Raw genomic sequence first — 14714 nt, forward strand, 5'->3', positions numbered from 1 at the left:
TGGCTAATAGGGACGGTTCGGAACCAGTGAAAAAGTGTAAAAATTAATATATTGTTGCATTATTATTCAAAATACCTAATTAGAGAAAGAGTTGATGAGACCGGAGCAAACGAGGTAACTGCCTCTTCCTCTACGAGCATATTCTTTGAAGCGTATCCGTCGAGACAACTCGAAGCATTAGCGACGAAGAAACGCTCGTTCCTGAGGGAGTAAAGGCAGAGGTAAGACCCCGCAGATGCGCAGCATAGAGGAGACTTACCAGCCGCCCGCGGAAAGCGAGTTTGCATAGGTCTCTTCAACCCCTATATTCTAATAACCTTATATTTATTAGGAGGCTCTCTAAATGCAAGTACTTTTTCACTGATTCCGGACGGTTCTCGTTTGCCTTCATTTGGGTTAATGGGTATGGTTCTTGTTTGCCTTGAAATGGCAAACAAGAACCGTCCCCACTTGCCGAAATAGGACTATTTTACCTGAAAATCCTTGAAGTGTAGTTGAAATGCGTCGAAATATGTATATTGATAGTAAGTATGTTTTTTCAACTAATGGAGGATGGGGTGAGTATATGAAAGAACAATCTGTAAAAAAAGACAAAGATAGTAATTTTACACTAGAACAAAGAGATCTAATTAAACGTAATGCAATAGTATTTAAAGCTATTTTATTTGTTAGTATATTAACAGTTGCTCCTATATTATCAATGGGGGGTGACATTACTAGTTATCTATGGATGTTAATGGGTACTCAAATCTTTATATTAAGTGTTTTTGCCCTTTTACATTTTAAAAGAAAGCTAATAGGGTTTCTCCCTTATATTGCTATTGGTGGAACAGCAATATCAACGACACTTTCTTTAATATTTATGCCTGCCTTAACCAATGTATTTTCAATTTACTATTTAATCATACTTGCACTTATTTATATGAATCGAAAAATATCGTTAACTGTCCAAGTGTATGGTTTCCTTATGCTAGCTTATATTTTGTTTTTACAGAACGATCTATTAAATATTAGTAGTGAAGATCAAATCACTTACATCATCTACTATATTTTAATCACAATATTAATGCTGGCTTTACTTCAAGTAACACAACACATTAATGCTGAAATGTCTAAATTTAGAAAAGATAGCCAGCTTTTACTTGAGCAGCAAAAAGAAGAGAAAGAAAAAATGGTGGAACTTGTTTCGAATGTCACATCTAATTTTAATATTGTTTCTTCTGCAAGTGAAGATAATAACAGTTCCTTTAGTGAGATGAACGCAACATTCCAAGAGATTGCGAGTGGTGTCAATTCACAAAATGAAGCTACTGTAGAAATTAATGAATCAGTAACAGCGATGCGTGAAAGCATGCAGAAGATGGTGCATTCTATGTCGCTATTAAAAACTGGGGCAACTGGCGCATTACAATTATCTAGCAACGGACAAGATGAAATTGAAACATTAACATCAACAATTAACGAATTTAAACTAGAAGTTGATTCCATGTCAGTTGACATTAGTGATCTCATAAAAAATCTAGAAGAAACAAATCAATTCAGTAATACTATTATGGAAATAGCAGCGCAAACAAACCTACTCTCGCTAAATGCAAGTATAGAAGCTGCAAGGGCGGGAGAACACGGAAGAGGATTTGCAATAGTTGCAGATGAAATTAGAAAATTATCTGATATGACTTCACAGGCTGCTGAACAAATTTCGAAACACCTCGAGCATTTTTCGTCTCAATCAGATTTAACTAGAAAAAGAATGCTGCACGTTGGGGACCAGATGGAAAAAAGCTATGATGTAACGAAAAAAACAAATGAATCATTTAATGAGATTAACGAAGCTATCGAAAAGGTAACTCAGCTTTCTATGGACAGTAACAATTTAATAACAGATATTACTTCAACAGTAGATGTCATTCATTCATCTACGGAAGAGTTAGCTTCTGTTAGTCAACAATCTAGCGCTTCTTTAGAAGAATTAATTGCTACGCTAGAAACTTTGTTGGATGGCAACTCTACAAGTTTACAAAGTATAAAACAAATTGAAAACAAATTAAAAGAAATAACGTAATGAAAGCTTAACAATCCAGAGTTTTATCCTATATATCAAAAAACATCTCTTAATGAGATGTTTTTTATTATGGAACAATGTTTAAAGTTTTCACACCCGCTTCTGATGTCCTGTTAGTCGTATGAATGACGTGTATAAACCTCACAGCTCATTTCCTGTTCATTTAACCTTCTAAGTTTTCACTATGCAGCTTATCAGTTTCTCCCCTTAACTTTTGATTATCAAAAACTTTAAAGAATGGATACCAGATGATAAATGCGATCGTTAAATTTACTAATAGTAACATAATCGCTTGAAAACTCGGGCTAATAATGAAGGTTGAAATACCAAATGGTAAATACCAGAGATGCATGACTGATTGTGGAATATCTACTATCCCAACATTTAAAATAATATAGGTTACGGTTGGTAACATGATCCCATTTAACCACATTGGCACCATAAGTATCGGATTAAACGCGATAGGCGTTCCGAAGATCACCGGTTCATTAATATTAAAATAGGATGGTGTAATCGTTACCTTTCCGAGCGCCTTTAAGTGTTTAGATTTCGCAGAGACTAACATTAGGATGACGAGTGGTAGTGTCGACCCCATTCCACCGAACCATATCCAAGCGATTAAAGTTTCCATTACGTGAATGTTGTTTGGAGATAACCCTTGGCTGACGAGTATTGAATTCTGTTCGACTCCAGCAATCCAAATTGGAAATAAAATTGGGAACAGCGCCCATGGACTAATACCAAAAGAGTACAGGAAAACACAAATAAAAGTAATAAATACAAAGCCGATAAAGCTTTGTCCTATTTTATTTAACGGTTCGAAAGCGCTTAAAATTCCACTATATAGATCAAAGCTGCCTACAATGGTCAACAACCAGCCAGTTACTAGCAGGAATAATATTGGTAATATCGTATCAAACCAAACGATGATAAAATCTGGTAGAGAGCTTGATTTTTTAAAAAATGAAAATTTACTGAACTGGTAAAACACGAATCCAACAAATATTCCGACGAAAAGAGACACGAACATTCCGTTAGCGCCAAAACGTTCGAATGCAAATGTTATTGTACCTTCTGTAAATTCAGGTGCTAACAGCATGAGGAACAAAGCTACTCCAGTAAGGGCCGCTACAAGTCGACGATCTTCTTTCTGAAGCTTATCCATGATGTAATACGGTGCTAAAAAGGCAATAAACAAACTGATAAGCCCGAAGGAAAAATCACTTATCGGATGCAAATTGGGCATGCCCGGTATATAATCATTTAATATTGAAATAAGAGTGATAAGAGACCCGACAAGTATGAGTGGTAAAACGCCAGTTATCGCTCCTTGTATAGCAGCTACCCATGGATTACGAGTCACCTTATTCATTCTAGGTGCAAATGACTCATTCATCCATTCAATAATCTTCTTCATCTAATTGCTCCCCCCTCTTTCTGGCTAATGAGGCTAATGGGCTAATGGGGACGGTTCTCGTTCGCCGAACTGTTCTCATTTTCCTTTCATTAACCAAAACTATCATAACTAACCCCCAAAAAATAGCATTGTAATAGAATAAGCGCGCCGTAAGTTTCTTTGAGATTACAATTGTCTCATATTTTATAGTGCAAGAGAACTATTTGGCAAGTGAGAACCGTCCCTGTTAGCCGTTTAGCAGTTTGGCAAGGAAGGTCCGTCCCTGTTAGCCACTGTATTTCATTAAAATGTTCTATCTGGTAAAATATAGAATATAGGTATTTGGTTTCTGCATGGACTCCTGATTATAACAATTTTTTATCAATCTTTGTTCAAAAAAACAAGGGGTACAAGTTCCATTTAGAATCTTCTACTAAGGTAATGAAGTTAACAGATTCTATGAAGCTATTGAGCAGAAGAAATTTTATGATAAATTGATCGATCGGAAGATTCAAAATAGCATCCCTTGAGGAAGCCAAAACTATTGATCTGGTTGATCCCCCTATGTCTATTATGAGTGAGAAACAGTTGGGGAGAAGGAGGAATTAATGTTTGAAAAAAAATTAATAGTTACTGCTAAGAGCATGATCGTCTATATTGTTTTATTGTTTTTATGGCCTATAATACTTCATATATTTAGTTTTGAACGGATGGGCGCAGCTTATCAATTAGAGGATTCGTTTATTTTTGTACTTTGGTTTTCCGTGTATGGGCTTCCTATTATTTTGTTGACGGCATTTCCGGTAACTGTCTTAGCGGGGTGGATTACTAGGTCGTTGAATGGATTTATTCGAATTTCCGTTAACTTTTTCGTTCATATAGGGGCGGCTATTCTGGCGAGCGTCATTCTTTTTAAAGGGGAGCATGAAGTCGCTTCTCTTGCAATCGTAGTTGCTGCAGTCTTTTTCATGTTTGATGAGTACCCTCGATATACAAGTAAAAAAGGTAAGTTTTTGATGAGTATGGTGCCTGTCGTTGTTCTTTTTATTTCACTTATTCCTGTTGGGATACATAACTACCAAGTCTCGATGGAGATGGAACAACTTGAGCGTAATGGGTTCCCTTCACCTGTTATAAAGATTAACGACAGAGAAATTGAGGTTTCTTTAAATAGAGCAAGTTACGATTCTATTGGATTTGAAAATTATCATGTTTTTGATCCATACCTTCTACCTAAGGGGATTTTGCAAGATCCGCAATATGATATATACGAAATCAACGAAGGGGATATAATATCTCTTTCATTAAATCAAGGTATGGTTAAGAATTTCACAGCAGATATAACGTATATCATGGGAGGTACGATATTTTCGGAAACAATATCCGATAAAAATAATAAATTTGTTGTTCCGGATGACTTAGAGCCTCAATCTCTATCGATAGAAATAAACTGGCCACGTCACCAAATGTCGGTAAGTGTAATGGCAAAATAGCTTGAGTATGTTCAGCTAATGGGGACGGTTCGGAACCAGTGAAAAAGTACTTACACTTATGTGTAGACTAATAAGTATAAAGTTATTTGAATATAGAAGTTGATGAGACCTGTGCAAACTCGCTTTCCGCGGGCGGCTGGTGAGCCACCTTCATGCTTTGCATCTACGTAGTCTCACCCCTGCCTTTGCTTCCCGCAGGAACGAGCGTTACTTCGTCGCCTTATGCTTCGAGTTGTCTCGACGGATACGCTCCAAAGCATATGCTTGTAGAGGAAGAGACAGTTACCTCGCTTGCTCCGGTCTCATCAACTCTTTCTCTAATTAGGTACTCTGAATAATAATGCAACAATATATTAATTTTTACGCTTTTTCAGCGGTCTCGGACGGTTCTTGTTCGCCGAACTTCTTTAATTTCCCCTATACTCACAAACATCTTCATGATTAATAGAATATAGATTTAGCGTACTGCAGTTTCTATGTGATTACAATCGTCTCATTTTTTATAGTGCAAGAGAACTATTTGGCAAGTGAGAACCGTCCCTATTAGCCTTATAATTCTTACCTTTGAAAAAAAAACGGTTCTTATTTGCCGAGTTATTTGGCAAATAAGAACCGTCCCCATTAGCTTAGTTGTTTTTTTCTTATGGTTATTGTTGTGTAGCCTATGGTCATGAGGAGTAGGCCGATTAGGATCATATTGTACATGTTTGTTGCTGTTGCTGGTAATGTTTCGTCAGTTTCTTCTGTAGATTGTTCCTCAACAGTGACATCTGTTCCAGCTGTTTCTTCATCGTTGTTCGGTGTTGTTCCTTGCTCTGGATCTTGTTGGCCGCCTTCTGTTGTGTCACCTTGTTCTGGAGCATCTTCTCCTTCTTGTCCAGGTGCTTGATCGCCATCTTGCTCAGGAGATTCTCCATTACCTGTATCAGGCACATCATTATCTCCATTTTCTTGTGAAGGGTCTTCTTGTTCGGGTCCATCTTCTTCAGTTCCGCCCTCATCTTCAAGGGATGCGACTGCAAATAAAGCGAACGTACTAAAGTGTGTTGTAGATCCTACAATAAATTGCCCATCATCAGACAGTGTACCTCCATATTCATGGCCATGAGCATCTTCACTTACCCATTCCGTCCCATTAAAGTAGAAGATTTTTATATCTTTCGATGTATCGACGTCAGCATTTAACTTAAATGCAATTGAAATTGGCTCAGTGAAGCTCGTGATTTTTTCTCCATCTTGCCATACGTTAAACGTAAAAATATTACTTAATGCTTGATCGGCATGTGGGAGTGCATCATTATTTTCTGTCCACGATACAGTGACATCCTTAGAAGAATCTAACGTGCTGACAGGGATTGTTAGTTTTACCCCTGCAGTTTCTAAAGGTAATTCCGTCACATTAACTAGTTGATCGGCTGTAAATGATTGTGTTGCCGTACCATCAACGACAGGAACCGTCACAGTTCCACCAGCGTTGATTTCCTCAACAATTGGATCAACCTCAGGCTCCTCGATAAACAAGCCTTCGTTTCCTGTGAAAACGATGTTGTCGATACGATTCGTACCAAATGTACCTACTGTATTCCCGTTTATAGCAACATCTGAAGTATTTAGCCATCTAATAAGAACTGACTCATTGTTTTCTACTTCTGCTGGTAAAGCGAGTTGATCGATGACGCCAGAGTTCCAATTGTTCGCAACAACAACTTCGCCGCCAGGAACAACACTCCAGTTTTCACCATCAAGGCTATATTGTACTTCAAAATCTCTTGGCCCCGTGTTCGATCCAAACTGACGAGAGGATAGCGTAATGTTTTTATAGCCTAAAGTAGAGATGTCTACTACCCAATAGCTTCCCTCTGTCCAACCATTCGCATTAACTGCTCTTGAGTTAGATCCATGACCGGCAACGTAACCAGTAATATCAGAACCGACGGTCTCGATTGTTACGCCAGTATTAGCTTCTATACCACCTGTTGCAACTTCTGATTCTCCATCGAAATGCCAGCTTACTAGCTCGACAATTTCAGGATTGACAGTTAAAACAAATTCCTTCGTTTCTACTAGTTCACCCTTCTGAAGTGTTGCTGTTAAAGTAACAGAAACGCCTTCATATAACGGGTTTGTCACTTCACCAGTAGGAGAAATAACTTCTTCATTACTAGATTCCCACGTAATAACAGATCCATAGGAGCCTGTAGTTTCAAGCATAACGTCTTGTGTCACATTGGCAGCAGAATCACTTCCTTGGAATCCGATGCCTAACGCATTTTTATCCATATCAATCACTTCTTGATCCGTCATCTCAAGCGGGGTGTAACCTAAATGCTCTGCTTGTGCTCTTGTGAAAAAGACGCGATATTCCGGTTCAATGATTGCATAGTGGTCAGGTGCCACATATTCTTTCGTTTTAAAATTACCTACATAGCGTGAAAGTCCCGTGTCGCCACGCTCTCTAGCACGGAACACAAACGGTTCCTCTAAAAGTGGATCTTCAGGGTTGTAAATGCCTAACTGGTTTTCTCTCGCATATTTTGCTGCTTCAGCATATTCCTCAACTGTATCATCCTCAAACGGATAAATGAAATACGTTGACGCATAGCCAGCGCGAACCATTTCTAAATTCGTGTTCACACCATCTAACGTAATTACTTCTGCAAGAAGACGACCAAAGCTATCTAATGGTTCTTCCCCTAAACGTATGGTCACTGTATCGCCTACACTTAACATCGTTTGCATATGTGCAGTTGCATTATCACCGTGACGCATTTGATTTTCATCTAACTCATTATGCACAGCGTGATATGTTTCAGGTGTATCCATGTTTAGAAAACGAACATTCGTCGCACCTAAAATCGGTGTTGCCAATCTAATCGTATCACCATCTGTCACATTAGCGACAACCGCTTCGTACTCGCGATTTAATGTCGTCGGCTCATCTCTCTGCTCCGCAAGCTTGACAAAATCAGCGTTACTTCTAGGCAGCACTTGATACGTCGTATTAAACTGACTGGAAATAGCTGTAACCTCATACCACGTATGCTCTTCTAGCTCAGAAAGGTCAAAGCCTGTGCTTTCCCAAATGCGAATATCTACTGCATCAAAATCGTCATTAATGATAGAGATTGTCACCCCACCATTAAAGTAATCGTTAATATTACGAATATAGCCTTCAAATTGCACAAGTTGACCTTCATAAGATTCTGCTAAACTAGCATCCATGTAAGTTGAGAGGTCAATATTTTTCGCTGAAACTTCTTGGTTTCTCTCAAGTACTTCGACGTCCGTCACTGCCAACTGTGTTACTTGATTAAATTCTCCAACAGTACCAGTAGCTTTTACAAGGTCTCCTTCTTTTACACTTGGAAAGTCATTGGCGTCAAAACTAAAAAGCTGAATTCCAGCAGCTTCGTCTTGTATATATAAAGAAAAGTTATTACGATGTAGTAGTCCTTGATCGATGTTCGCAACACCAATCACTGTCACTTCTTCTCCTGACATCGCGCGCGCATCAGAAATAGATGTATATGTAGGACAGTCTTCATCTCCTGGTACCTCTGGATCCGGCGTCTCGCCAGGTGCACCTGCTTCATCTAATGGGGCCGCTTCAATGATGACATCATCTACGCGATTCGTTCCAGCTCCACCTACTGTACCGCCATTAATGGAAACGTCCGATGTGTTTAACCATCTTAAGAAAACTGTTTCTTGATCATTTACTTCTGTAGGGACTGAAATTTGATTTAATATACCTGTTGTCCAATCGTTCCCAACTTCAAAATCAGCTCCAGGAACGCTCGTCCACGTTTCACCGTCTAGACTATACTCTACCGTGAAATCTTTCGGACCTGTATTTGATCCTCTGTGCTTGGAAGAAAAACGAATATCTTCATAGCCTTCCGTTGTAAACTGTACGAACCAATAGCTTTCTTCAGCTGAATTCCATCCATTAGAATTGAGTGCTCTTGATCCACTTTGGGATCCAAGGACATATCCAGTAGGACTAGCACCAGCGATCGAAAATTCTTCGTTTAAGTTCCCTTCAATCCCGCCAGTAGCTAACGGAGTATCTTGATTAAAATCCCACTCTACAAGCGTCACCGTATCTGCTTGAATGTCCGCTTGTGCCGACACTGGAACAAATGCAGATAAGATCTGGGAAAAAACTAAAACTAATGCTAAAAATAAAGGTAAAATATTCATTCTTGATGTGGTTCTATTAATCATACTTTCCCTCCTAAAATATTGATCTCAAAAACAACTATTACATTATAACTTAATTTTTATAGATTTATAGGTGTTTTTTATTAATTTATTGTAAAATTACTTAACATTGACTTAATATTTCTATTTAATGTTCGGGAATTACGGCTAATGGGGACGGTTCTTATTAGCCAAATCCGAATTCATTCCAATCTATTTTAGGTGTTTGCAACGCTTTTGATTATTCATAATCGAATAGAATGCTTCCCTTTTTCAAACTGACTTTGGCAACCTCTATTCAGATCCTTATTTAATAACTATCATTCGCTAAGTTTTCATTGTCGTATTTTCTAAAATAAACTGTGATATTTGATTCTAACAAGATAAAACTAATCAAAGAGGAGAACATCTCATTAATGAGATGCAGAAGATGTCTCGAGATATTAGAGCTAGCTCCTAGCAATGGCTAACTCGCCACAGTAACAGTAAAAGCCCACTATAAGGTTATAGTGGGCGCGGGAGGAACAGCTTCTTTTTTAAGAGAATGATTTTGTAATTTCTTCTGCACTTTTTGATGTATTATTCATTAATTGTGCAATAGCTTGATAGTCCTCAGTTAAGTTTTCTATTGTTGCGCTTACCTCTTCTAAGCTTGCTGTTGTTTCTTCAATAATTGCTGCTAATTCAGCAGTCGATCCTTGTACACCCGTAACCTTAGACTGGGCATTACCTGCTAAATGAGTACTTGTACTCACAGTCTCACCAAGGTGAACTAGCATCGTTTGTATTTTTGCAAAATACGTTGTCACTTCATCGGTTGAATTGATCCCTTTAGCAATATAACTATTACAGAGATTGATCTTTTCAAATGCATTTTTATTGCTAGCATTTAACTTAGACAAGTTTTTCGTTATTTCCTCTGTCGATTCATTCGTTAACACGGACAGCTTTCTAATTTCTTCTGCAACAACAGAAAATCCTTTTCCTGCTTCTCCGGCTCTTGCTGCCTCAATCGAAGCATTTAATGCTAATAAATTTGTTTGTTCTGTAACATCTGTAATTTTTCCATTCAGCTTGTTTGTTTCAACAATTGTATCTGATAAAACTTTAAACGTGCCTTGTAGATCATGCACAATATTTTTTAATGACGTTATATCTTCGTTTAACTCTACTACTTGTTGTTGACCTAGTTCTGCTATTTGAGTAGATTCCTTTGATTCCTCCACTAGTTCCGTTGATACCGCAGTTAGCTGTTCCATTGATCCCTTTGTATCCACGGAGCTTTCCGATATTTCCGTAATACGTTCTGCTTGGTTTTGACTTCCTACTGATACCTCATTTATTGCAAGCTTCATTTCCTCTTGCGCTTGCAAACTAGTTTGAATTTTTTCATTCACGAGTTTAATGGAATGCAAAATTTTTGATACATTTGTTTCTAATTGCTGCTTTTGTTCTTCCTTTGTTTTCGCTTCTTTTTCTGATGTGTCAACAAACTGCTGTAATTGAGCAAATTGCTTTTTGTTTAAATAAATTAATACGCCTAGTACAAGACCCATGAGAATGTAGATGAAAATTGACATTGTATAGATGCTTTCCAGTACTTCCGTTTTGTCTTGATGCAAAGTATTAGCCATTATGATTGTTAATAACCCCATACTATACCCGATTGCAAAAACCTTTATGTTGAAGTGTACCGCTGATATTAATGTCAAAAATATAGCAATTAACACAACATCCGTTGACGGTCCAAATAAAAATAACGATGAAAAGGTAAACACGTAAATGGCAATAATGCTACTATACGGAAAAACAACTGGTTTCTTTATAACTAATTGGAATACTACAAATAATAATATAAAAACTAACAACTCAGATCCGTAAAAAATTACCCGATCCATTCCACCTTGAGCTAGTGACCTCAGTAATCCTGTTATTAAAGAAATGGAAAAACTAATTAGCATGAGCAAGTTTTTCTTTTTTACATCCTGTAGCTTCATGTTATCTATCGCTGTCATGTTAAACCTCCAAAAAATTTATACTTCTCAACTACTATTTTACTTCATAATTCGACAAAATAATAGATAATATTAGCGAGATTCGACATAATTTGACTTTCGGTTAATGGGGACGGTTCTCATTCGCCAAACCCGAAAGCTATCTATGCTTTCTTATTCGATTGACTCGATGGATGTACATATGAGAAACCGAAGAATAAATTGAGTTTTTAAGCTTACTACAGCTTCAATCATCACTATGACAGCTGAAAGATATAGTCTATCTCCGATGAACACTTTTCACAGTCCTAAAGACAGTAACCTTATTTTTTCATTGTCGAATATCTTAAAATAAGCTATGATATGTAAGTCTATCAATATAAAAACGATCATAGAGGAGAATACTATAGCATGCGTAAAATTTTTCTACTAACTACACTTCTAATTTTTTTAGCAGCATGTAGCAAGACTGACGGGAATATTGAGGATTATGTTCACTTCAATCATAGTGTTCCTGAGTTTGATGGTTATGAATTGGCACTTGCTGATGTCTCACCGCGTAAAGGAAATGCAGATTCACTTTCTTTGTATTACTATGATGAATCGAACATACCAAGCAATCGAGATACATTAAGTGAAGCAGAGAAAAAAGAAATTAGTGAAGCATATGATATAAAGGCGGTTTATGGTTCATATAGTGACTACATTTATCATAGATTACATCTTTATCAACAAAACAAGCCGTTTGAAGATGGATTATTTGGAACGATTGTTACTATCGATAGTCATGATTTCAATTATGCTAAAGGTGATAGTGATGGTGAACCAATCCTTATCGTTCAAACAGAATATAATGACACATTTTATAGAATGATTCTATTTCTCGATGACGAAGCTACTGATGACGAAATTGAAGAAATGATAGGCAGCTATTTCTCTGTTGTCTTTGAATACGAAAAAACATCTCATTAATTGAGATGTTTTTTCGCTAATGGGGACGGTTCTTGTTTGCCTGCAAGTGTTTGGCAAACGAGAACCGTCCGGAACCAGTGAAAAAGTACTTACCCTTTAAGTATAGACTAAAATATATAAGGTTATTTGAATATAGAAGTTGATGAGACCTGTGCAAACTCGCTTTCCGCGGGCGGCTGGTGAGCCTCCTTGATGCTTTGCATCTACGTAGTCTCACCCCTGCCTTTTCTCCCGCAGGAACGAGCGTTTCTTCGTCGCTAATGCTTCGAGTTGTCTCGACGGATAAGCTTCAAAGAATATGCTCGTAGAGGAAGAGACAGTTACCTCGCTTGCTCCGGTCTCATCAACTTTTTCTATAATTAGATATATTGAATATTAATACAATAAAATATCAAGATTTCTACTTTTTCAGCGGTCTCGAACCGTCCCCATTAGCCATTAGCCTAGATTAACTGATAGTGCTGTAAAAGTGTTATTGATGTGGCTAAAAGAACAATATTAATTATAGTGAAGGCAATGATAGCTAGTTTCACTTTTCGTTTATTTTTAATTAATAGATAGATCATTAGCGCAGTTATCGGCACGGATATATATGGTAAAGGAGTAGCGACTTGTAAATACCATGGTAGGCCGAACATCAAGTTATTTATATTTTCAAGTCTCTCAAAGGCATAAATAACAGTAATGTAAAAAAATAAATGGGCACACACACCGATACCGTTGAGTTGCCAAAGTAGTGATCGCGATTTCCAGCTTTTTTTCACAACATCTCTAATCGCTAATGATATCCACGCAAGTAAAACGATTGTAAACCATACAATTAATACAGTGAAAGTGCTTCTGTGTGTATTGGGTGATTGCCAGAAATTAGTTTTTACCAAAGCTCCATACCCCGGCAACGCATGGGTTACCTCCCCATTTGAATCGACGTGAAAAACTAGTGTATTCCCGTTTTCCTGATTTTTAAAAACAAAATCATCTATTTGAATATAATCAGCGCTGCCACTCGCATCGGTAACGGTGATTCCATTATCATTAGCTGTAATATTTGTAGCGGGTACAAATAAGCGCATGATTTTTGAAGGGTCACTTAAACTCACTCTCGTATCATAGTATTCCCCCTCAAAACTTGTTCGGTTTGTTGCTACGAAGTTTGTATAGTTGGAGGATACATGTATTGAATACGGATACAACGTTGTATCGATCATTTGATATAAATTCTCCAACATATGTATTGCTTCAGGTCCCGTCGCACTAAAAAACATCCCGAAACTTCTCGTATGATCTAAGATTAAGGTAGAATAAGTACTGTTTGTTGCCCCAGTGTGTGACGTCACATGAAAATCTGGCACATTGTACTCGAAAAAGCCATAACCAATTCCCTTCTGCAATGAATGATGCCTAAATTGGGCATGATGCATCTCGGAATGAGATGTATTCGTCAGAAGATGCTTCCCTTTATATTCACCTCTGTTTAAATGTGCTTCTATATAATGCGACATATCCTCCGCGGTAGCAAGAAATGCCCCAGCAGGATACAAGCCATTTAAGTCGTAAACTGGTGCTGGATTATAGTCACCTTCCACATAGTTATATTCCTTCACCAGATATTCAAGTGCTTCACTTGTTATCCTCGGATGTGTATTCCTCATTTCTAACGGTTCTAAAATATTTGCACGAATATATTCTTCATAAGTCATCCCCGTCACATCTTCAATGATTGCCCCTGCCAAAGCATATCCATGATTACTATATTGAATGAACAACCCTGGCTCACGAATACGCTCTGGCAAATTTTCTTGTAAATACATTTGAAGCGGGAGTGCATTCTCAAATTGCTCTGATTGCATTTTAACTATTTTTTCATCAAATCCAGCAGTATGCGTAAGAAGATGGTTCAATGTTATTGGCTGATCAAACGTTTCAGGCACCCGGATATTTTTCAAATATGTATTCACATTTTCATTCAAATCTATCTTCCCCTCTTCAACCAGCTGCATAATAGCAATTGCAGTGAAGGATTTAGTGATCGAACCAATACGAAAAAGTGATCGATCATAACGGATAGGGTTGTTAGTCTTTAAATCTTCTACTCCAAAACTAACGTGGTAGACTTCTCCATTATGAACAAATACAAAAACGCTTCCTGTAACTTTCGATTCCATTTCCCAATTTTTATAGAATTCTCGAATCTCACGCTTGAATATTTCATTAGTGATCTCAGATAGCTCCTCATTAGCATGTATATCAAGTGGCTCGAACATAAATATTAGGATGAAAAATAGAATGGATTTTTTTAAGACCCACTTAGACTTCAACATAGACACCTCCAGTGTATTAGGTGATTCCTTATTTCTAACAATATTTTTGTTCTTTAAGACAACAGCGTTACAGTATATGACAGGTTGCTTTATTGTCATTTTATTGCAAGGTTGGCGGATGTTTTGGGGCTTAAACTTACGCTAAGGACAACAACTATATTTAATATAAACATTATCGTTTTACAACCATTTCCACATCCTACAAATCACCTTTTTTTACGCTAATGGGGACGGATCTCGTTTGCCTGCAAGTATTTGGCAAACGAGATCCGT

General features: G+C 37.5%; 7 protein-coding genes. 3 read left to right on the top strand and 4 right to left on the bottom strand.

The features are described 5' to 3' along the window. The first annotated feature begins 499 nt into the window (after positions 1-499). On the top strand, positions 500-2062 hold the full coding sequence (locus BCELL_RS18885) for a methyl-accepting chemotaxis protein (RefSeq protein WP_041808419.1): 1563 nt from the start codon (positions 500-502) through the stop codon (positions 2060-2062). Between the two features lie 163 nt (positions 2063-2225). Here BCELL_RS18885 and BCELL_RS18890 read toward each other — a convergent pair whose 3' ends face one another. After that, positions 2226-3479 carry a PTS sugar transporter subunit IIC gene (locus tag BCELL_RS18890; protein ID WP_013490388.1) on the bottom strand — a complete coding sequence of 418 codons (1254 nt, stop codon included), beginning with the start codon at positions 3477-3479 and terminating at the stop codon, positions 2226-2228. Positions 3480-4066: 587 nt separating this feature from the next. On the opposite strand from BCELL_RS18890, the gene BCELL_RS18895 reads away from it, so the two are divergent. Further along, positions 4067-4951, top strand: coding sequence for a hypothetical protein (locus BCELL_RS18895; RefSeq protein ID WP_013490389.1), 885 nt, complete (start codon positions 4067-4069; stop codon positions 4949-4951). A gap of 621 nt (positions 4952-5572) precedes the next feature. Here the strand turns inward: BCELL_RS18895 and BCELL_RS21815 are convergent. Further along, positions 5573-9178, bottom strand: a complete 3606-nt coding sequence (locus tag BCELL_RS21815) for an immunoglobulin-like domain-containing protein (RefSeq protein WP_013490390.1) — start codon at positions 9176-9178, stop codon at positions 5573-5575. Positions 9179-9690: 512 nt separating this feature from the next. Then, positions 9691-11169, bottom strand: a complete 1479-nt coding sequence (locus tag BCELL_RS18905; protein ID WP_013490391.1) for a methyl-accepting chemotaxis protein — start codon at positions 11167-11169, stop codon at positions 9691-9693. 390 nt (positions 11170-11559) lie between these two features. On the opposite strand from BCELL_RS18905, the gene BCELL_RS18910 reads away from it, so the two are divergent. After that, positions 11560-12120, top strand: a complete 561-nt coding sequence (locus BCELL_RS18910; protein WP_013490392.1) for a hypothetical protein — start codon at positions 11560-11562, stop codon at positions 12118-12120. Between the two features lie 443 nt (positions 12121-12563). Here the strand turns inward: BCELL_RS18910 and BCELL_RS18915 are convergent, their stop codons facing one another. After that, a complete protein-coding gene (locus BCELL_RS18915) occupies positions 12564-14441 on the bottom strand; it encodes a serine hydrolase domain-containing protein (protein WP_013490393.1) in 1878 nt (625 codons plus the stop codon). Between the last annotated feature and the right edge of the window lie 273 nt (positions 14442-14714).

Origin of the sequence: Evansella cellulosilytica DSM 2522 (genome assembly GCF_000177235.2) — a bacterium.
Lineage (GTDB): Bacteria > Bacillota > Bacilli > Bacillales > Salisediminibacteriaceae > Evansella > Evansella cellulosilytica.